We start from the raw sequence: 20,189 nt of genomic DNA on the forward strand, positions 1-20,189 counted from the left end.
TCTATTGAGCTTTTTGTTTTTCTGTGATTGCGTCCATTTGTTTTAACTCAGAGGCAGACGAACACAACCACAGAATAACACTCAATCTTAGTCGAGGTGAACATCCACATCCGCGTTCATACCCGGACGAAGGTCTTTGATGCGTGGATCAGAAGTATTCACGAATTCAATCTTAACCGGTACGCGTTGTACTACTTTTACGAAGTTACCGCTTGCGTTATCCGGAGGCAGCAGCGCAAAACGAGCGCCAGTTGCAGGAGCGAAAGAAGTAAGTGTTGCTTCAAATTCATGACCGCCCAGTGCATCAATGCTTACAGTTACTTTCTGACCGATTTTCATTTTGTTGAGCTGTGTTTCTTTAAAGTTTGCTACAACCCATACCGCATCGTTCAGTACAATGCTAAACATTGTCTGACCAGCTTGCATAAACTGACCCGGTTGTACACCCACTTTTGAGATTTTACCATCAGCTGGTGCAATGATCACAGTGTAAGACAGATTCAGCTTAGCTGTTTCCAGTTCAGCCAGACGTTGTTTGATGCCTGCATTCGCAACGCTGATTTGTTCGCCGGTAGCATTACTTTGAGATACTACAGCATTAGCCTGGCGGGACGCTGCGTTTTTTTGTTCTACCAATACCTGAAGCTGACGTTCTGCTCTTTGTTTTGCAGCCAGCGCTTCATCATATTGTTGTTGTGTGATCGAGTGATCTTTAATCAGGTTAGCATAACGCGTATAGTCCTGATTAGCGCGCCATACGTTTACTTTAGCTGCTTCAATCTGAGCTTCAGCTGTAGTGACGTTTGCCTGTGCCGAGTAGATTCCTACTTTAGCAGCGCTGGTTGTAGCCTGTGCTACGCTCAGGTTGCTGTTTGCAGCAGCTACAGCGGCGTCAGCCTGGTCTACTTTAATCTGATAATCTCTGTTGTCCAGAACGATTAGTGTGTCGCCTTTCTTTACATACTGGTTGTCTTTTACACGTACTTCTGAAATATAACCGGCTACACGTGGTATTACCGGGCTGATGTTCGCATCGATCTGCGCATCATCAGTTTCTTCATGGTGCTGTGCGTGAAGGTATTTAGTGATACCAAATCCGCCGCCCACTATTACGAGCGCAGCCAATACGATTACAAATCCTTTGCTGCGTTTTTTCGGTTCTGCTGTTTCTATCCCTGCCATAGATGGAGTATGATTATTTGTAGTTGTTTTATTACTTGCTTGGGTTTCCATACAATAAATATTTTATCGGATGAATGAACGTTTTGTTGTTAAAAATTATTTAGCTTCTGTCTGCTGTTGTTGCGTGGTTGATTGAAAATCCAGGATACCCGCGGTTTGCAGCAATTTTTTATAAGCCACAACTGCGTCTGCTTTTGCGTAAGCAAAGTTCAGTTTAGACTGCAGCTGTGCTACGTCCGCATCCAACAGATCTGTTGTAGTGGCAAGACTGTTTTCGTGTTTGTTCTTAACGATCTTGTAGTTTTCGTTTGCCTGTTCTACTGCTTTAGAATACACATCGATCTTTTTCAGACTCAGTAGATAATTCTGGTAAGCCTGGTTGATCTGAATGCGGATATTGTCGGCGAGCATGCTCTGGTTGATCTCTACCTGGTTGAGGCGTGATTTTGCCTGTGCTACTTTAGCGCCGTTTTTCCAGATAGAAGAAGCCGAATAGCTCAGCGTTACACCACCATTCATTGCTGAAGAAACAGAGAGGAAGTTTTGGATATCAGCCGCTACATAACCACCACCGAGTGCAATGCTCGGAAAGTAAGCACCTTTCTGCGCTTTGATAGACGCTGTTGCAGCCTGTGCACGATAGTTGAGCGCCTGTGCATCTTTACGATTTGCGAACGCTGTATTTTCCCATTCTGTGATGCCTTTGTCTTGCATGTCCGAACGGAGGCTCGCGGAGTCTGCAATCAGTTCGGTAGTTTCCGGCAGACCGAGCATCAGATTCATATTGATGTTGGTGATCTTGTAGTTGTTTTCTGCATCGAGCAAAGACAACTGAACGTTAGATGCCTGCAACTGTGCCTTTAACAGGTCATTGCGCGCCATCAGACCGTTTTTCTCCAGGTTAGAGAAATCGTTCACGCGTTGATCTGCCTGACGAAGATCCTCTTTTACCAGATCCACTGATTCTTTTGCTTTGTACAGATTACTGTACGCAGCAATCGTGTTTTGGATAATTTCTTCCTTGTCTTTATCTGCGTCCAGCTTTGCTGCCAGTTCCAGATATTTTGCAGACTGAACGCCTGAAGAAATCTGAAGACCATTAAACAAAGGAATCGAAAGGTTGATCATACCATAAGTGATCTGGTTTACTGTTGGCATAGACGAAGACTCGCTGCCACCGGTTCCGCCACCGCTGCCGCCACTATTAGATTTGTATTTAAGATCGAGCTGTGGATTGTTTAATCGGTAAAACGCACCAGAAGCGCCAAGGTCGGGAAGGCGGCGGTTGCGTTGTTCACGCAAAGCGGCAGTAGCTTCCTCAATTTTAGCCGAGCTTAGTTTCAGTTGTTTACTGTTGTTTAAGCTCATGTCGACAGCCTCGTTGAGCGTAATCACTCTGGTGTCCTGCGCTTCTGCAGCAAACACCATCATGCCCAGCGCAAACGTGCTTAATCCTTTTATTATTCTACTATGCCTCATATGTCAGTATTGCTTTAAATAAAGTTTTTAAATGGTGGCTCAATTTCTTTTTGATATGTTTCTGAAATTCATCATCAGGAACATCTTGCATGTTGTTGATGTCGCGGTAGTAATGCTGCGTCGTAATCAACTGGTTGGCGGTTCCGAACATAGTCATCAGCATCAGCGGAATGTCAATACGTTTTTTGAAAATTCCTTTTTTCTGACCTTCCTGTATCAGCTGACCGATTAATTCCTGATTCTTCTTTTTAGCCTGGGTGATCATGACCGAAATGACGCTCTCGCCAAAGTGGCGCGACATTTGCTCGCGAGCCATGATGCGGTGAAAATATTGTTGGGTAAAGATCTTCTCGATGTACGCGTCGATCAGCACGTTTATTTTTTGCAGCGGAGAAAGCTCATCGTTTTTAATCACGTTCTCCATTGTAAACTTTATATAGCCGCCTCTGCAGTCAAACAGGGCTTCCATTAATTTCTCTTTTGAGCCGAAGTAGTAGGAGATCATCGCAAGGTTTACTCCTGCTTCCTGGGCTATATCGCGAACCGAAGTGCCTTCGTAGCCGTTAGTGGCAAAAAGCCGTTCAGCAGCCTCTATTATTTGTAGTTGTTTTTCTGAATATTCCATAGTCTATCCTCAATTCACTCCGCAAAGTTAAACACTCGTTTAAATTTAAACAAACGTTTGATTAAGGGAACGGATCAATTCTTCTTATGTATTAATTCGATTCATCTATGTTTGTGGTGTTAATCATTTAGGTACAGTAGTTTACACTTGATGATAACCTTCACTTATGACTGATAGATATTATTTTCCTTATTGCGATATGGTGGGAAAAAATAAAATGGAAAATTTTTCGAAAAAGGAGCAATTGCCCGGCGTAGATGAAATAGTCAGATACCTTGCGTTAGACGCTGAATTACAATCTGCTGCGTTGCATTCTCAATAGCGCCAGAACTTCTAAACCAATGCCAATACCTACAATAAAGCCCCGTTGAGCGTCAGTGACGGACAAATGCGTTCTGAGCAGCAAAGGCAATACTAATAATAAAAGGCCTGAGGCCATCAAAATACGATTGGTAAATGTTTTGTTTTTCATAGCGTGATAATTCTGCGACAAAGGTAAATAGTTAAAAGGTTAAAAAGTTAATGTGTTTATAGGAGCTCGTAAATTATTGCAAAGCGAGATTAGTGTCTATATATGACTAGGCTTTGGCTAGTTTCGCATTTGTGGGATAACAGCGTTCTACTTGATACTTACTACCGCCAAAGGCTAAGAGATCTTACTCCACTCGGATTGATGTGCCTGTTTCAGCAAGGTATATTTCAGTAGTTGATGTTGCGGCAGCGTAAGTCCCGGATCTTCAGCAATCAGCTGTTGTGCTGCAACGCGGGTTTGCTCCAGAATCGTCGAATCCTGTACAATATCGGCCAGCTTAAATTTTATGACACCACTTTGGCGGGTACCATATATATCTCCCGGACCACGCATCTCCAGGTCTTTTTCAGCAATGACAAAACCGTTTGCGGTAGCTTCCATAATAGACATACGCTGTTTGCTGTCTTCTGAAAGTTTATTACCGGCAAGTAAAATACAGTATGATTGCTCCGAACCGCGACCTACGCGTCCGCGCAGCTGGTGCAACTGCGAGAGGCCAAAACGTTCTGCGCTTTCAATCACCATCACAGAAGCATTGGGCACATTTACGCCCACTTCAATTACTGTTGTTGCAACAAGTACATTTGCATCACCGCCAATGAAGCGCGCCATATTGCGCTGCCGTTCTTCCGGATCCTGCCGGCCGTGCACCATTGCGATACGATATTTTCCTTCGGGAAACCAGATTTTTACCTGATCATAACCTGCGATGAGACTTTCGTAATCCATCTTCTCCGATTCTTCAATCAACGGATAAACGATATAAACCTGACGGCCTTTGTCCACTTCGCTGCGCACAAATTCCATCACCTTCGCACGATAAATATCAGTACGGTAAATGGTCTTAATTTCCTGACGGCCCGGCGGCAATTCATCGATTACAGAAACATCCAGATCGCCATACATCGTCATTGCCAGTGTACGTGGAATAGGCGTTGCTGTCATCACAAGAATATGCGGCGGGTGTGCGTTTTTCTCCCACAGACGTGCGCGCTGACCCACGCCAAAACGGTGTTGCTCATCAATCACAGCCATACCGAGATTATGAAACTGCACTTTGTCTTCAATTAAAGCATGTGTTCCGACTGCAACCGGGATCGAACCGTCAGCGAGTCCTTTCAGAATCTCTTTGCGTTCTTTTCCTTTTACGCTGCCGGTGAGCAGCGCTACTGCGATACCCATCGGTTCCAGTAAAGATTTGATGCCTTGAAAATGTTGCTGCGCCAGAATTTCGGTCGGCGCCATCATACAGGCCTGGAAGCCGTTGTCCATCGCTAGCAGCATAGCCATCACAGCTACGATTGTTTTACCGCTGCCCACATCGCCTTGTACCAGCCGGTTCATTTGTTTGCCGGTAGCAGTATCGATGCGTATTTCTTTCAACACGCGCTTTTGTGCATTGGTCAGTTGAAAGGGCAGATGATTGTTGTAAAAGCCATTGAAATATTCGCCTACTTTTTCAAATTTCCAGCCTTGCTGAATGGTGTGTTGCAAGCGGATTCTCGCAATCATCATTTGCGATGCGAAAAGTTCTTCCCATTTTAAACGATAACGGGCAGCCTGCATATGTTCGTCGGTATCCGGAAAATGAATCCAGCGGATGGCCTGGTAGCGACTGCATAAACGATATTGTGTGAGAATATTTGACGGCAGTATTTCCGGGATGTCGTGTTGTTTTACTTTTTCAAAAAGACTTTGTGTGACCTTCGCAAATGAACGATTGCTCAATCCTTTCTGACGTAATTTTTCAGTGGTTGGATAAACCGGCTGCATGCCCGCTATATTGGTTTCTGCATTCAGCAGCTCCAACTCGGGATGTGCAATGTTAGGAACTCCGTTAAAATAGGAAACACGCCCGAAGACAATGTAGGTGGTTTGTTCCATTAAGGTTTTGCGCACCCATTGCGCCCCCTGAAACCAAACCAGTTCGATAGAACCGCTGCCATCAAACAGGGTAGCGACTAGTCTTTTCTTTCTGCCTTCGCCTTCTTCATTAATATTGACGAGTTTGCCAATCATTTGCACAAATTCGGAAGAAGGTACGATCTGCGCTATTTTGGTTACTTGCGTCCGGTCGAAATATCGATAGGGATAATGATACAACAGGTCCTCAAAGGTGCTTATTTCCAGTTCTTTCTTTAATAATTCACCTCGCTGAGGACCCACTCCTTTCAGGAATTCTACGGGAGTATCTAGTATGTTGTTAGAATTCAAAAGTTCAATTGTCAATTGTGAATGGTCAATGTTTGTGAAACGTCAAAGTCAAACGTCAATTGTGAATCTTACACACGTTTGTCATGCAGAGCGTAGTCGAAGCATTGATTGCACGGCCCATTTCGCGTTGAGCGTTCTCTTCCTTCGGAGGAGTCAGAGGAGGCTAACGATGATTATCGTCCACCGCCATTACCGTACGCAAATGTAAGGCACGAGCGGCAACCATTACCTTAACAATACTTTCTGCCTCGGCTTTTTTATCGGCATTGATGACTACGGTCGGTTCCGCATCCTGCGATTTTGCCACAATTGCATTGATAGCCGGTTGCAGTGAGTCCACTAAAACTGGTTTGGTACCCACAAAGAAACGCTGCATAGAATCTATCGAAACCATGACTGTTTGTTTCGCTTTTGTATCGCTCTGCGCTTTTGGAACGGAGAGTTTGATCACATTAGGATTCGCCAATGTAGATATGATCAGGAAAAACAGAAGCAGTATGAACAAGATATCGTTCAATGCTGAAGTATGCGGCTCCGAGTTTTCCCGTAAATTTTTTCTAAGATTCACACGCGTTGGTTTTTGGTCAATTGTGAATGGTCAAATGGTCAATCTTGTGAAACGTCAAACGTCAAACGTCAATTCAGTTGATTCCGTCCCTTCTTTGTCATGCTGAGCGGAGTCGAAGCACGACTCACAACCTGCTCGTATTTGACGTTCTCCTCCTTTGGAGGAGTTAGAGGAGGTTCTTATTTAGCTGGTTCCTGCAAAATATCCAAAAACTCTACAGACGCCGCTTCCATTTTATTTACATTCTTATTGATCTGAGCATTCAGGTAATTGTATGCAACGTATGACAGCAAACCAATAATCAGACCTACCGCGGAAGTCACCATTTTAGTATAAATACCGCCGGCAATGTGCTCCAGTGAAAAACCCTGATGTTGAATGTTGAAAAACAAAATGATCATACCTGCAATCGTTCCCAGAAACCCGAACATAGGTGCAATACCAGCGAGGGTAGAGAGGATCGACAGATTTTTCTCCAGTTTATAAACTTCGAGCTTGCCGGTGCTTTCCATTGACTTTTCAATCTGATCTACCGGACGACCAATACGGCTTACACCTTTTTCAATCATACGCGCTACAGGTCCGCTGGTGCTGCGGGCCAGTGATTTTGCGGCAGGAATATTACCACCGGTGATCTGTTCGCGAATGCGAGACATAAAAGTCGGATCCATTTCAGAGGCCTTGCGAATTGCCATCCAGCGTTCTGCAAATACGTATACCAGGATGATAGAACAGATAAACAACGGAATCATCAAAACACCACCTTCCTTCAGAAGATAGAAAAGGGAAATACTTTCCTGTGAATCTTTCGCGGCATCGGTAACTGCCTTTACCGCAGTATCGGCCTGCAGCATTAATGTTAGGAATAAAGACATGAGTTAGTATTGCAAGTGACAAATGTAAGTAAACTGGTTAAAAGCCGCCTGTGTCAAACCGTTAAAAGCGTTTAACAATTAACGTGATACGTGGCGTAATATTTTTCACAACATAATAAAAAAACAAAAGGTCGAAAAGCGAAAATAAACGCTATTTTTGCGCCGTCAATTTTAAAAATATACTTTTCAATATGTCTAATCGTTCTTTTACAATGATCAAACCGGATGCGGTTCGCAACGGTAACATTGGCAACATCCTGCAAATGATCAACGCTGCTGGTTTCCGCATCGTTGCTATGAAATACACTCAGCTGAGCCTGGCTCAGGCTGGTCAGTTCTATGAAGTTCACAAAGAACGTCCTTTTTACGGCGAACTGACTGAATTCATGAGCAGCGGTCCAATCGTAGCAGCTATCCTGGAAAAAGATAACGCTGTTGCTGATTTCCGTACGCTGATCGGTGCTACTAATCCTGCTCAGGCAGAAGAAGGTACTATCCGTAAAAAATACGCTACTTCTATTGGCGAAAACGCTGTACACGGTTCTGACAGTGACGAAAACGCTAAGATCGAAGGTGATTTTTTCTTCAGCGGCCTGGAACGATTCTAATGATCCGTCACAGGACTTATCGCAGATAAAATAATAAAGCCCCGTATTCCGGGGCTTTATTATTTTCCGGAGTTTTTATGTTTTAGAGGTGAATATCGAGTTCGATATGACCACCGTGTGCTTCAAGGATTTCCTTGGCTTTTGTGATTTCATCCATGGTGCCATGTACAATCACAATGAATTTTCCTTCCTTAAGATGTTGATCATACAAAGATGCTGCGTCACTTTTGAGACCGAGCATTGTCAATGCCGAAACAATACCGCCACCGATAATACCAAAGTCAAAACCGGCAATAGCACCAACGAGCGCGCCTGCACCAAACAGAAATCCCAAACCCGGAATTGCGAAAATGCCTGCACCTGCAAGTGCACCGATCACCGGACCAACAACTGCGCCGATACCTACTTCGGTAACAGCTACTTTGCCAGGATTTACGGTTTTGATTTGCATATGCTCATCCTTTATTTCCGCCTGACCCAATAATGTTATATGCTTTTGAGAATACCCGGCTTTCTGAAGTTCGTGTACAGCTTCGATGGCTTTGTCGTGCGTATCATATACGCCAATAGTTGATTTCATATTATGCGGATTTGCTCACTCAATATACTAAATCTCGTAAGGAATTCAAAAGTCAAAATTCAAAACCGTGAGTGGTGAGTTGTCAGTTGTGAGTAGGTGAAACGTGAATTTGGCTGACAGTGGACGGTTGTTTATGTTTATCACATGAGCACTCACAACTGACAACTCACTACTCACTCCTTCTTAGTTCATCTGTCCGATTCTCGTTGTTATTTCCGCCGGCACGGCCATGCCCATTTCGGTCATGTGTTTCACCTGCGCGTCTGCTTTAGCTTTTTGACGTGTATCCAGATAAAGTAAAAGCAGGTTGTTGTTAGCTTGCGGATTGTTAGGATCGCGGACGATATAGTGCTCCAGATAACTGATGGCACCAGGCATATCTTTCTTTTCCATGGCTACGCGTGCCAGATAAAAATCACATTCGTAGTAATTTGAAATTTTCTTTTCCGCGAGCAAATACGGTTCCGATTGCAATACGGAATCTTCTTTCTGCAGCATGACACCATAATAGTAGTTGAGGTATTTTTCCTTCGGATTAAGCGTGTAGGCTTTACGGAACATTTTTGCACCTTCTGCCGGGTCCTCCATACGTGCGCCGTACATCATTGTTGCATAGGCAGAGTGCGGGGAGCTGCGCTGGGCTTCTTTCCAGAAAGTAAGCGGATCGGAGAAGAACTGCTGCTGGCGATAGTTTAGTGCACAGAAAACGACGGCTACGGCCAGGAATCCATAAAAGACTTTCTTTTCGTTCCAATTATTTTTCATCAGAATCGTCTGCGGAATAATCATCAGTATGCCAATGACGGGCAGATAAAGGCGATGTTCAAACGTTTGTTCATTGAGGCTTTTGGGAACAATGAGTACTGGCAGTAACATCAATGCAAATACCGTAAGACCTGCAGCGATTTTACGGGCATCTTTATTTTTTGTCAGGAAAATTATCAGTGCCAGTAAAACAATTGCGGCAATACCATAATAATAAACAGTGTCTTCGATCACCGGAAAAACGCTGAGATTAAATGGCAGGAATATTTTACCAATGTATTGAACAATCAAAGGCAGGCGGCCGAAGAAATCATGCGCGATCTGTGAAACCGCGAGCGGCGAAGACTTCAGCGTAGCGGCTGAACGGACACCCAGCCAGATCAGAAATACAGTGATCCAGCTTCCGTATTGAATCAATAATTTTTTATCGAGCCAGTTTTTACGTTGCCACATCACTAATAATACAAACGCAACGGGTGCACCAAAAACAGCGGTTTCTTTTGTGAAGAATGCCAAAAGCAAAGCAAGAATGCTCAGCGCCAGCCATTTTATTTTTCCTGTTTCGGTGTAGTTAAGCGCGGTGATCCAGAAGGAGAGCAGGAAAATGGCCAACATTGTGTCGTTTCGTCCAGGGATCCAGGCTACAGCTTGTGCTAGTACAGGATGCACCGCAAACAAAAGTGTAAGCGCAAATGCCTGCCACTGTTTAATAGATAAACGGCGGAAGAGTTGATACAGCAGTGTTACAGAAAGTAAGTGAAACAATAAGTTGACCACATGATAGCCGATCGGTGATTGTTCGCTCAGCTGATAATTGAGCAGCATGGAATCAAGAAACAGCGGGCGGTAATAGGTGTCATTCGCTGCGTCGAAAACACCGCGGTGGAACGACGTAGCGAGGTTCGAAATATTTTCGTTGTACTGCTGGAAATCGCGGATAAAGATGGAGTCATCGAGTTCCGTAAATCCAAAGTTGGTCACACCGGCATATAATAATATTACAGCCAGTGCCAGCCACAAAACCGGGTAGGAGATAGTGAATTTTTTTTCTGATGTCGGGATGGCTGCTTCGGGTGTTTTTACAGTTTTACTTTGTTTGGCCACGGTATTATCTCAATTTTTCGGGCAAAAAGATACAATTTATTTGAAATTGGAAATCCGGGATTGTGCCGTTCGGTGGACGCTGGTTTGTAGTGTGCTGCTCGTTTTAAAGATGCTCCCTAAAACTTGGGATAGGGTGCATCGGTATGAAACGATAAATTTATAAGAGTAAAAGAATTTTGGGACAAGGCTAGTCGTGGCCATGCCTTTTTATTTCGTATTATTTAGGTTGCCGGACTACTCTTAGCCCGGCTTTTTTGCGCTTGCCGGCGCAGGTGTTTCGATGGGACACCTGCGCCGGCCTGATTCGATTCAGGTTGTATCCGGATTTACAACAATTGTGTCTTAAGGTTAATTAATTATTCGTAGAATCTGATTTTGCCGCCGGTATATGCTGGCGCCAGTTAGTATCCATTGGTACCATTTCTACAGCACCCTGAACTTGCGGCTCAATGTCGTTTGCCTCAAACGTTTGCCGTGTTTTAGGTTGTTTATGCTTTTTATAAGTGCTGTTTTTTGGGGTCTGATGAGGGGCTAGAGTGTCGGAATTGAATGGTTTTATTGAGCAGTTTCCATCAAAATGAGTTTTTTCCGAATCAGCCACTGCGGGCGTGTTTTGTGTTGTCGGTTGTTTGGGCTTGCCCGTTGTGTCTTTTGTTCCGCAAGAACTAACTGTCACGGCAAAGAATAGTACAATCACGGCTGCAATTTTCCGATGGAGTGGAATGTTCGTCTGCCAAACTTTATTCGCTAATATTTCTGGTGTTTCAAAAGGAGTATTTAACTGGCTGGCGCGAAAATGGCCGCAAACATTTCCTTTCCCATTTTGTTGCAGATATTGTGCAATATCCTCCAAAGGCCAGTTGGTGAAATCCACCACTGTTTTGCAACAGCTGTCACAGTGCCGCCCATTTTCATTTGGCGTCATGTTATTCCAGTTCTCGTTACAAGGTGCTGCGATATGAATGGTGTATTGCATGGGCGGCATTTAAAATGAAGATGCTGTAAACCTGTCAATTCCACAAGCAGAGATATATTTTTGGACAAATATTTTAAAATATGGTTAGAAGAGTGAGATGGTTTCCTATTGCTAATCTATAATCGGCAATGAGTTTGAAACCAGTTGTTTATAGTTTTTCTAGATTTTTTCAGTCTTTCAAAACAAGCCATAGCAGGCTTGCTTCGTGAGAATTTATTGTTAATTTACACAGGAAGTATTGAGTGTTGCCCAACCATTTACATTCAATAAGAGTCTATTAAGTCAACAATTTGTTTTAAAACCCATTACTTGTCTTTGTCCTTGGCATATACAGTTCCTGGTCATACGAGTGAGCTCGAAGAGCTTATACGCGGCTGCGCGCGCAACGAGCGAAGCGCTCAGGAGCGATTGTACCATCTTTTCTATCCCCGTATGATGGGTGTGGTAAGACGGTATATCGACGAGGAGATGCAAGCGGAAGAAGTACTGAACAACGGATTTTTAAGAGCTTTTCAAAAAATCGGACAGTATACATTCCAGGGGTCTTTTGAAGGTTGGCTGCGAAAAATTGTTTTTCACGCCGTTTCAGATTTCGTCAAACAAAATATCCGTTACAAGGAAAAAATAATGCTGGTTGAAAAAGATCAGCTTATTCATAAGGACCATGCGGAGGGATTGTATTATAATCAGCTTTTAAGCCTGGTACAATCTTTGCCAGATGCTACTAGAGCAGTGTTTAACTTATACATTATGGAAGGATTCTCCCATAAGGAAATAGGAAAAATGCTGGGGATCAGTGAAGGAACATCGAAATGGCATTTGTCTGAGGGCAGGCGGATGCTAAAAGACAAGATTGAGAAACTCGAATTGCACTTAAAAAAATAAAAATTTTATCCGTATGGATAAAAACATGATAAATATTGATGACCTGGTTCGCCAACGCTTAAGTGGAGGTGAGGAGAAAGAACGTGTGGGCGCGTGGACGAATATGAAAGCACTCCTGGATCAGGAGATGCCTCCAGAGCCTATAGCCGTCGGTTGGAACTGGCGACGAATAGGAGGTTATTTTACGGGTTTGCTTTTACTGGCTGCGTTGAGCGTAGGCGGTTACAAAGGCTATGAAATCGTAAAGGAAAATAATCTCAATAAGAATTCGTCGAACGATGCTTCCGAACATACAAACGGCAACCCTGTCGCAAGCCGCGAACATGCTGGCAATGATACGCATGTGTCTGTAAACGACATTGAACAGGCTGTAAATAATAATACGAAGGACAACACAGTCGCGGGCGCTACCATGACAGACAGCCGTGCGAAGACAGTTGCGGAAAACGGTGCTGCAACAACGGTTGCCCATCACAATACAAAGAATCATCAGATGGGAGGCAGTCATGCTTCGGCTGATGGTCAAAACAACCATTCATCTAACAATAATAATAACAACGAAACGCCTGCAAACAGTGTAGCTGCTACAACAAACCATAACAGCCACAGTGCATCTGCTAACACAAGCCGTACCACAACTGCAGCAAACAATAACTCGACTTCTACTAATAATAACGGTACTGCAGCAACCGCCAATAATAATGCTGCAACGAATGCAAACGGTAGCGAAGGAAACGATGCAGCACAAAAGCTGGCTTCGAATCAACATAAGACTGTAACGATTGCCAGTGGTAATGCTGCAACAAATAACAGTGGTAATATCAAACATGCACCGGAAGCGCCGGTAGCAAAAAATACAGCTAACAATCAGCCAGTAAATAGCCAGACAAATGCTAACAACGCTGGTACGATAATTCCGCAGGCTGCTGTAACTACAGTTGCAGGCAACAGTGGTAATAATGGAATCAATCCTGCGGGAACAGCAGCAGTGATCACGAACAACAATACAAACATGTTGCGTGACACGCTGAAGAAAATTAAAATACTGCAACGTTTTGTACGCGACAATGCTACTCATGCTTTGAGTATGCGTATAGACACCATTGCTGTAGGGCAACAGATAGTGCTTACACAGCGAATGACTGCGCAACAACAACCTGCAAACAACAACACAGTAGCTCCGACGCCTCAAATGCCTAAAGTGACAACACCTACGGCAAATAATGCGATTGCGAAGAATACGGCACGTAAGTCAAGCGCGCCAGCAGCTGCACCGGCAACAACGCCGGCCGCAGCAGCGCCAACGCCAGCCCCTGCTGCAGCTACTGCTGCTGATGACAACTCTATGCTGGTGCCGCTGGCTAATTACAAAGTGTCTTCGCACAAGAGCTATGCCTGGGATCCAGAACGCTTCCAGGACATGGTGCGCCGTGCTAAATTCAGCATGTCGCAGATCAAATTCTATCCCGGTGTCACAGGTGGGTTGAATGCTTCATTCGGCTCTTACTCTCTGATGGGATTCCAGTTTGGTCTTTCCGGTGTAGTAGCGATCAATGACCATTGGAGTATCCTTACGGAACTGAAGTACATCAACCGTTCCAACAAGGGTTTGTCAATCAACGACAATTACGTAAACACCACCGGTGTTGACTCTATCGGTCGCTACCACGGTAACCAGTTTTACAAAGTGTACACCCGTACAGATGATTCTGTGCAGCATTATTTCAACTTCTCTATCCTGCATAGTGTAGAATTGCCGATCTCTGTACGTTATGCTATTGGCCGTCTGTATGTAATGGGCGGTATCAATCTGGTGTATAATTTCGGTGTAAACACGGAAGAAATTGATCAGCATTATACAGTGAAGAAAACGCTGGATTCTACTATCTACTCTAATTTCCTGCCAATATCAACTGTAAATGGCAAAGCGAAAATCACTACGAATGATTTTGCAAGCCGCTTCGGTTTGGGTTACCTGGTTGGTCTGGGTTATCAGATTACGCCGGCTGTACAATTGGATGTTCGCATGACCCGTACTTTCTGGGATAATGCAAGTTCGCAAGGGGCAAAAGATGTATCCAATCAACTGTACAAAATGCCATCGTTCCAATTATCGGTGGGCTACCGGTTCAGTCAGAAGAAATAAGGCTTGATATAGTTTTTGTTTTTAAATGCCGGATCGAAGTTGATCTGGCATTTTTATTTGCCCTTATCTGAAAATGAGTCTTATACCAATTGGACTTCAAAAACGGGATTAAAAATTTTCCGCTAAATCAATTTTAAAGGAGTGTTTTCTGTCACTTTTGCCTTGAAGCAAAAGTAACCAAAAGTTCAAGGCTGAAGGAAACTACGGCTAAAATGAAAAGGCATTTCGCTGCAATTATTAAAGCTTACTATGCTGCTTTATATCCCTTCCCGGCCAATCTATAATTGGTCTGTGTTGCTCCGTTCACCATCATAATTGCGGACGCTGTATGCATTTCATTTTTTAACGCCTACGTTTCCTTAGGCCGGGGGTGTTCCGTAAATCCATCTTTACACAATTAACCCTGCCATTTTTTGATGGTCAATTGGTATTAGAGTGAGTTTTGCGTGCCTAATAGTAGCAGCGCCGATGAACGTACTGCGACGCAACGAAGCTTAACCGGAGCGATAGACTTTGGTATCAAAAAAACAATATGGTTCTCATAGCAACGACCCGAATTGGTATTTGACCAATTAACCATTTAACTTATTGACCATTCTCCATTGACCATTATCTTACCTTTGCACCGTTTATGTCCGTTAGATCAGAAGCAGTTAAAACATGGAAATTGTCAGGACCTATAATTTTAGGTGAACTGACGCAAATGGCACTTGGTATTATTGACAGTGCGATGGTCGGATCAATCAGCTATCGTCATCTGGCAGCTTCGGCACTGGTAAACAGCGTGATGAATATACCGTTCGTTTTGGGTATTGGCATGACGATGTCGGTATCGCAGAGCGTTTCGATGGCGCACGGACGATACGATAGCCAGAAGGTTTCTCATTATTTCTATAACGGTTTATGGGTTTGCAGCATCGCAGCAATCTTTATTGCACTGCTCCTGAATCTCGGTACGGGTATTTTATTTCATTTGGGACAAGATCCTGAAGTGGCAATTTTGGCGAAACCGTATTTGCAGGTAATGGCACTTTCTACCATTCCGATGCTGATGTTTATGTCCATCAAACAATTTACCGACGGACTGGAACGCACGCGTACAGCAATGGTCCTTTCATTTGCGGCTTTGCCGATCAATATATTTTTGAACTGGCTGCTGATTTACGGTAATTGGGGTTTTCCGAGAATGGAATTGCTGGGCGCGGGTTTTGGCACTCTGATTACACGCATTATTATTTTAATTGCATTGGCAACGGTTGTTTCCGTACACCCGCTGTTTAGCAGGTATATGGCGGTGCGTAAAAATCAATGGAAGCTGAAAATGGCTACAGTAAAAGAATTACTGCATATCGGCGTGCCAAGTAGTTTGCAGGCTGGTATGGAATCCGGGGCATTTGCGGTATCAGGAATTATCATCGGTACACTAGGCGCTGTGCAGCAGGCAGCACATCAGATAGCGTTGAGCTGTGCGGCGTTTACATTTATGGTGTCGATGGGACTAGCGCAGGGAGGCTCCATTCGCGTAAGCAATGCCTGGGGCAGAAATAACTGGAGCGGTATTGCGCTGATCGGAAAGAGTACGCTGCTGAGTGGTCTGTGCTATGGTATTTTCTGTGCAATCTTCTTTGTGACCGCCCGGCATTATTTGCCTACGATATTTAATGACGATACAGAAGTTGTGAGTCTTGCTGCTGTGCTCATGTTTTATGCTGCTGTGTTTCAGATTTCAGATGCGACGCAGGCTATAGGCGTGGGTTTGCTGCGTGGCATCAAAGACGTGCATATTCCTACCATTTATGTGGCAATTGCATATTGGGTGGTTGGTATTCCAACAGGTTGTCTGATGGCTTTCACTTTTAAAATGGGCGCAGCTGGTATGTGGATCGGTTTTCTTGCAGGATTAACGTTTGCGTCGATATTTACAAATGTCCGTTTTTCCAGAATAATAGGAAGGAAGTTGAATGGTTAAAATGCTAAAGGGTTAATTGGTCGGTTATGTTTAATACCCGTGTTTGTCATCCAGATGAAAGAGGGATCCCGCGATATGTGTGTCCTGTATTTCGTGAGATATCTTCTTTCGTCGACATATTTTCTGCAAACTTATTAAGAGTTAAATAAGTCGTGTCAGATAACTGTTCTATTTAACCAATTGCCCCGTTAATCCTTTAACCAATTAACCGGTTGCCCGATATTTCTCTTTAATAAACGCCAGCATTTCCGGAATACCTTGAGTATTGCTGGTAGCTAGTTTTTTCCAGATGGCATCTACGATGAGTAGCAGAAAAGCTGTTTCTTTTTGCGGGTTTTCATAACGAAGCGAAGAGAACGCTTCAAACAACAGGGTGTTTACCGGCTGAATGAAGCGCTCATATTGCTTTTGCGCAAATGGCATATCTGTAAGCTTTGACTGTAACCGCCAAAACAGCGGTTCGTCGGTCACTAATTTATGAGGCAGATCAATGACTTTGTAGATCAGCGAAAGCGGATCTTTATCGGCCAGCATACCACGGTTGTGTTCTACAATCCGTTTGTATCCACTTTTGATGATATAATCGAGTAGCTGTTCTTTGTTTCCAAAATGTTTAAAGATCAGCGCTTCCGATACTTCGGATTCACGTGCGATGAGTTGCGTAGAAGCGTGTTCATAGCCCCTCTCGGCAAACAAACGTTGTGCAGTCTCCGCGATTTTTTGTTTACGTGTCATTACCGTTTTTCAATTCCTTTATCAAGCCTTCGTGATCTTCAGCATATTGGTCGGCAAGTGTTCCTGTATCGGCATACTGCCTGTGTTGATGACAACATCGCCCGTTTTTATCAGTCCTTTTTGTTTAAGGAGATCAATCTGATCGGCGATAATCGTATCGATACTTTCTTCTTTATCGTAGTAGAACGCCTGCACGCCCCAACTTAAGCTCAGCTGATTTACCAAAGTCTGTGTTTTAGTAAATACAAACAGCGGAGAGCGCGGGCGATAGCTGGAAAGCATGAAGCCTGTGTAGCCAGATTGGGTCATTCCTATAAGCGCATTGGCATTTACTTCATGAGCAATTTCGCAGGCATTGTAACAAAGCGCATCACTCAAAAATGATGGAGAATGCTTTTGCGGAATGAGGTTTTTATTATAAACAGTTTCTTCTTTTTCTACTTCGGTAATAATGCTGGACATTGTACGGATTACCAGTTCCGGATATTTGCCGGTTGCGGTTTCTGCGCTCAGCATCAATGCGTCAGCGCCTTCCAGCACTGCGTTTGCCACGTCGGTGATTTCACTGCGGTTGGGACGTGTGCGGTCCAGCATGCTTTCCATCATTTGCGTGGCAATGATTACAGGCTTGGCACGGTGAATGCACATGCGTACAATTTTCTTTTGTACCATCGGCACCTGCTGTAACGGCAATTCCACACCGAGATCACCACGGGCTACCATCACGGCATCTGAAGCGATGATGATATCGCGGAGGTGTTCCAGTGCTTCGGGCATTTCTATTTTTGCTATAATCTTGGCAGGGCTGTTTCTATCTTTTAAACGCTGGCGGAGATCAATGATATCTTCTGTCTTACGAACAAATGAAAGCGCGATCCAGTCTACATTTTCACCAATGATAAATTCAAGATCGGCAAGATCTTTATCCGTAAGTGAAGGCAGTGAAATTTTAGTGTCAGGAAGATTTACACCTTTGCGTGGGTACAAAACACCTGGTGTGGTCACTTGTACCTTCACTCGGTTATCGGCAGTAATTTCGGTAACGAGTACTTCAATTTTTCCATCATCGAGTAATATTTTTTCTCCGATGCGTACATCTCTATGAAATGCAGGGTAGGAGATATAAATATTGTTGAGTGTGCCCACTACTTTTTCGTTCGTGAAATAAAATTCATCGTCTTGCTTCAGGTCCAGTTCTCCATTTTCAATATCACCTACACGAAGTTTGGGTCCCTGGAGATCGGCAAGAATAGCTATGTTAAAAGGAAAGTCGTCGTTGATGCGGCGAATATGCTGAATGACTTCATGATGCTGGTCGTGTGTGCCATGTGAGAAATTGAGCCGGAATACATTGACGCCTTCATTCACCAAAGCCAATAATTTTTCATAAGTATTACAAGCAGGTCCTACCGTTGCAACAATTTTCGTCTTCTTAAGCAGCATATATTGGAGTGTTTTTGATTGAATTTGTGGGTGCTAAGTTACACTAAATGGCTGATGGCTGATTTCTTGATGGCTAATGGTCAATTATGAATGGCCTATGACTGTTTACAGCACATCCAAATCAGGAAATCAGCCATCTATCTCCGTTTCTTAGAAGGCTTTGCAAATTGGTTGTATTCCAGTCCGCGTTTTACCCAATGCATCAACTGTTTTTGAGTATGCAGTACTTCTTCGTCTACCCATACATAACCTTTCATTTCGCGATCGCCTAATATCATTGGTCTGCATCCGTTTTCCTCAATAGCAATGTCATAAATAGCGGGATCAAGACGCACCATCAGATGGTCTTTGCCGACTGCTACGCACATCTTATCATTTACCATGAAACAAATGCCGCCAAACATTTTCTTCTCGGTGATGTCGTCGGTATGATCGGCCAGCATTTCGCGTACGCGGTTGGCCAGTTGTTCGTTCGCTGCCATGATTGTTAGTTATGAGTTGTAAGTTATGAGTTATTAGTTATCAATTAAAGGTGGTTGACCATTCACGATTCATCACTCACAGTTTTGTGCTACATTTATTCAACAGAGGAAGACTATCTACATATGGAAAACAAAAATCGCGATTATAGCACCATTAGTCCGTCGGCTAAAGCATTGATTTTAATGAAAGGCCTGACGAATATTCCCTATGCAAAAGAAACAGCAACACTTATTTCTTTACCTGAAAAATATGTGCAGGATTATAGCAGTCGGGAAATGTTTTATTGGGCACGAGTATTACATTTTGAATACCGTTACTGGAGCATAGATCAGTTGCTGGCTGATATTCCACATAAGAATATACTCGAACTTTCTTCCGGATTTTCATTTCGTGGCTTAGCCGTCATTCAAAAAGAAGAGGTTCATTACATTGATACGGATTTGCCGAATATCATTGAAGCAAAAGAACATTTTACGGAGACCTTGAAGGGAAACAATTTTCAGGCAAAAGGAACACTGGAAATTTTACCATTGAATGCACTTGATGAAGAAGGTGTTCGGGATACTACGAACCATTTTCCGCCGGGCGAAATTGTAATCGTAAATGAAGGTTTGCTGATGTATCTCGGGATGCCGGAGAAAGAAAAGCTTTGCAGCATTATCCGTAAAATATTGCAGGAGCGCGGCGGGTATTGGATTACAGCAGATATCTACATTAAGAACGAATATAGTAATGATCGCACAGGTATGACAGATGAGCTCAACCAGTTTTTTCAGCAGCATAACATTGCAGAGAATATGTTTGATAGTTTCGAAGCTGCCGAATCTTTCTTTAATCAAAATGGTTTTACGCTGGATAAGGAAGCAGAAATGAATTATCAGGATATGACTGTGATGCCATACCTCTTGCAATCAGCCACTCCCGAGCGTATGGAAATGGCGAAGAAACAGGGTCGGATACATGCCACATGGCGGCTGAAATTAGCGACACCTAACCCCTAAAAAGGGAATCGCATTCGCG

General features: G+C 43.7%; 18 protein-coding genes. 5 read left to right on the forward strand and 13 right to left on the reverse strand.

The features are described from left to right. Positions 1-87: 87 nt before the first annotated feature. The 7 genes from DN068_RS01440 to DN068_RS01465 all read right to left on the reverse strand — a co-directional run bounded on the left by DN068_RS01440 (position 88) and on the right by DN068_RS01465 (position 7,475). Complete coding sequence (locus DN068_RS01440) at positions 88-1,233, reverse strand: HlyD family secretion protein (RefSeq protein WP_243630028.1); 1,146 nt, start codon at positions 1,231-1,233, stop codon at positions 88-90. A 45-nt stretch (positions 1,234-1,278) separates the two neighbouring features. Continuing rightward, positions 1,279-2,661: a TolC family protein gene (locus DN068_RS01445; RefSeq protein ID WP_110997094.1), complete on the reverse strand. Its 1,383-nt coding sequence runs from the start codon at positions 2,659-2,661 to the stop codon at positions 1,279-1,281. Next, entirely contained in the window at positions 2,651-3,286 is a 636-nt protein-coding gene (locus tag DN068_RS01450) for a TetR family transcriptional regulator (protein ID WP_110997095.1), read from the reverse strand. Before DN068_RS01450 ends, DN068_RS01445 begins: the two co-directional genes overlap by 11 nt. Positions 3,287-3,578: 292 nt before the next feature. Beyond that, positions 3,579-3,758 carry a hypothetical protein gene (locus tag DN068_RS21920; RefSeq protein WP_123985194.1) on the reverse strand — a complete coding sequence of 60 codons (180 nt, stop codon included), beginning with the start codon at positions 3,756-3,758 and terminating at the stop codon, positions 3,579-3,581. 174 nt (positions 3,759-3,932) lie between these two features. Next, positions 3,933-6,032 (reverse strand): ATP-dependent DNA helicase RecG, encoded by a 2,100-nt coding sequence (gene recG / locus DN068_RS01455; protein WP_110997176.1) that lies wholly within the window; start codon positions 6,030-6,032, stop codon positions 3,933-3,935. A 163-nt stretch (positions 6,033-6,195) separates the two neighbouring features. Beyond that, positions 6,196-6,600, reverse strand: coding sequence for an ExbD/TolR family protein (locus DN068_RS01460; RefSeq protein ID WP_110997096.1), 405 nt, complete (start codon positions 6,598-6,600; stop codon positions 6,196-6,198). Between the two features lie 179 nt (positions 6,601-6,779). Continuing rightward, entirely contained in the window at positions 6,780-7,475 is a 696-nt protein-coding gene (locus DN068_RS01465) for a MotA/TolQ/ExbB proton channel family protein (protein ID WP_110997097.1), read from the reverse strand. A 191-nt stretch (positions 7,476-7,666) separates the two neighbouring features. Here DN068_RS01465 and DN068_RS01470 point away from each other — a divergent pair, with 191 nt between their 5' ends. Then, positions 7,667-8,083 carry a nucleoside-diphosphate kinase gene (locus DN068_RS01470; RefSeq protein ID WP_110997098.1) on the forward strand — a complete coding sequence of 139 codons (417 nt, stop codon included), beginning with the start codon at positions 7,667-7,669 and terminating at the stop codon, positions 8,081-8,083. Between the two features lie 82 nt (positions 8,084-8,165). On the opposite strand, the gene DN068_RS01475 is transcribed toward DN068_RS01470, so the two are convergent. From DN068_RS01475 to DN068_RS01485, 3 genes are all read right to left on the reverse strand, one after another. Continuing rightward, complete coding sequence (locus tag DN068_RS01475) at positions 8,166-8,663, reverse strand: general stress protein (RefSeq protein ID WP_110997099.1); 498 nt, start codon at positions 8,661-8,663, stop codon at positions 8,166-8,168. Positions 8,664-8,846: 183 nt separating this feature from the next. Next, positions 8,847-10,532, reverse strand: a complete 1,686-nt coding sequence (locus DN068_RS01480) for a glycosyltransferase family 39 protein (RefSeq protein ID WP_110997100.1) — start codon at positions 10,530-10,532, stop codon at positions 8,847-8,849. A gap of 352 nt (positions 10,533-10,884) precedes the next feature. After that, positions 10,885-11,508: a hypothetical protein gene (locus tag DN068_RS01485; RefSeq protein ID WP_123985195.1), complete on the reverse strand. Its 624-nt coding sequence runs from the start codon at positions 11,506-11,508 to the stop codon at positions 10,885-10,887. Positions 11,509-11,916: 408 nt separating this feature from the next. Here DN068_RS01485 and DN068_RS01490 point away from each other — a divergent pair, with 408 nt between their 5' ends. From DN068_RS01490 to DN068_RS01500, 3 genes are all read left to right on the forward strand, one after another. Next, the gene (locus DN068_RS01490; RefSeq protein ID WP_262508823.1) at positions 11,917-12,393 is read left to right on the forward strand and encodes an RNA polymerase sigma factor; all 477 of its coding nucleotides are present in this window, start codon (positions 11,917-11,919) and stop codon (positions 12,391-12,393) included. A 13-nt stretch (positions 12,394-12,406) separates the two neighbouring features. Continuing rightward, positions 12,407-14,539 carry a porin family protein gene (locus DN068_RS01495; protein WP_110997103.1) on the forward strand — a complete coding sequence of 711 codons (2,133 nt, stop codon included), beginning with the start codon at positions 12,407-12,409 and terminating at the stop codon, positions 14,537-14,539. 667 nt (positions 14,540-15,206) lie between these two features. Continuing rightward, positions 15,207-16,508: an MATE family efflux transporter gene (locus tag DN068_RS01500; protein WP_243630036.1), complete on the forward strand. Its 1,302-nt coding sequence runs from the start codon at positions 15,207-15,209 to the stop codon at positions 16,506-16,508. A gap of 204 nt (positions 16,509-16,712) precedes the next feature. Here DN068_RS01500 and DN068_RS01505 read toward each other — a convergent pair whose 3' ends face one another. The 3 genes from DN068_RS01505 to DN068_RS01515 form a co-directional block, all read right to left on the reverse strand. Continuing rightward, entirely contained in the window at positions 16,713-17,243 is a 531-nt protein-coding gene (locus DN068_RS01505) for a TetR/AcrR family transcriptional regulator (RefSeq protein ID WP_110997105.1), read from the reverse strand. A 21-nt stretch (positions 17,244-17,264) separates the two neighbouring features. After that, positions 17,265-18,686, reverse strand: a complete 1,422-nt coding sequence (pyk, locus tag DN068_RS01510) for a pyruvate kinase (RefSeq protein WP_110997106.1) — start codon at positions 18,684-18,686, stop codon at positions 17,265-17,267. Between the two features lie 137 nt (positions 18,687-18,823). Continuing rightward, positions 18,824-19,168 carry a TfoX/Sxy family protein gene (locus DN068_RS01515; RefSeq protein WP_110997107.1) on the reverse strand — a complete coding sequence of 115 codons (345 nt, stop codon included), beginning with the start codon at positions 19,166-19,168 and terminating at the stop codon, positions 18,824-18,826. A 123-nt stretch (positions 19,169-19,291) separates the two neighbouring features. On the opposite strand from DN068_RS01515, the gene DN068_RS01520 reads away from it, so the two are divergent. Beyond that, the gene (locus DN068_RS01520; protein WP_110997108.1) at positions 19,292-20,170 is read left to right on the forward strand and encodes a hypothetical protein; all 879 of its coding nucleotides are present in this window, start codon (positions 19,292-19,294) and stop codon (positions 20,168-20,170) included. Positions 20,171-20,189: the final 19 nt, after the last annotated feature.

The sequence above is a fragment of the Taibaiella soli genome (genome assembly GCF_003236175.1).
GTDB lineage: Bacteria > Bacteroidota > Bacteroidia > Chitinophagales > Chitinophagaceae > QKTW01.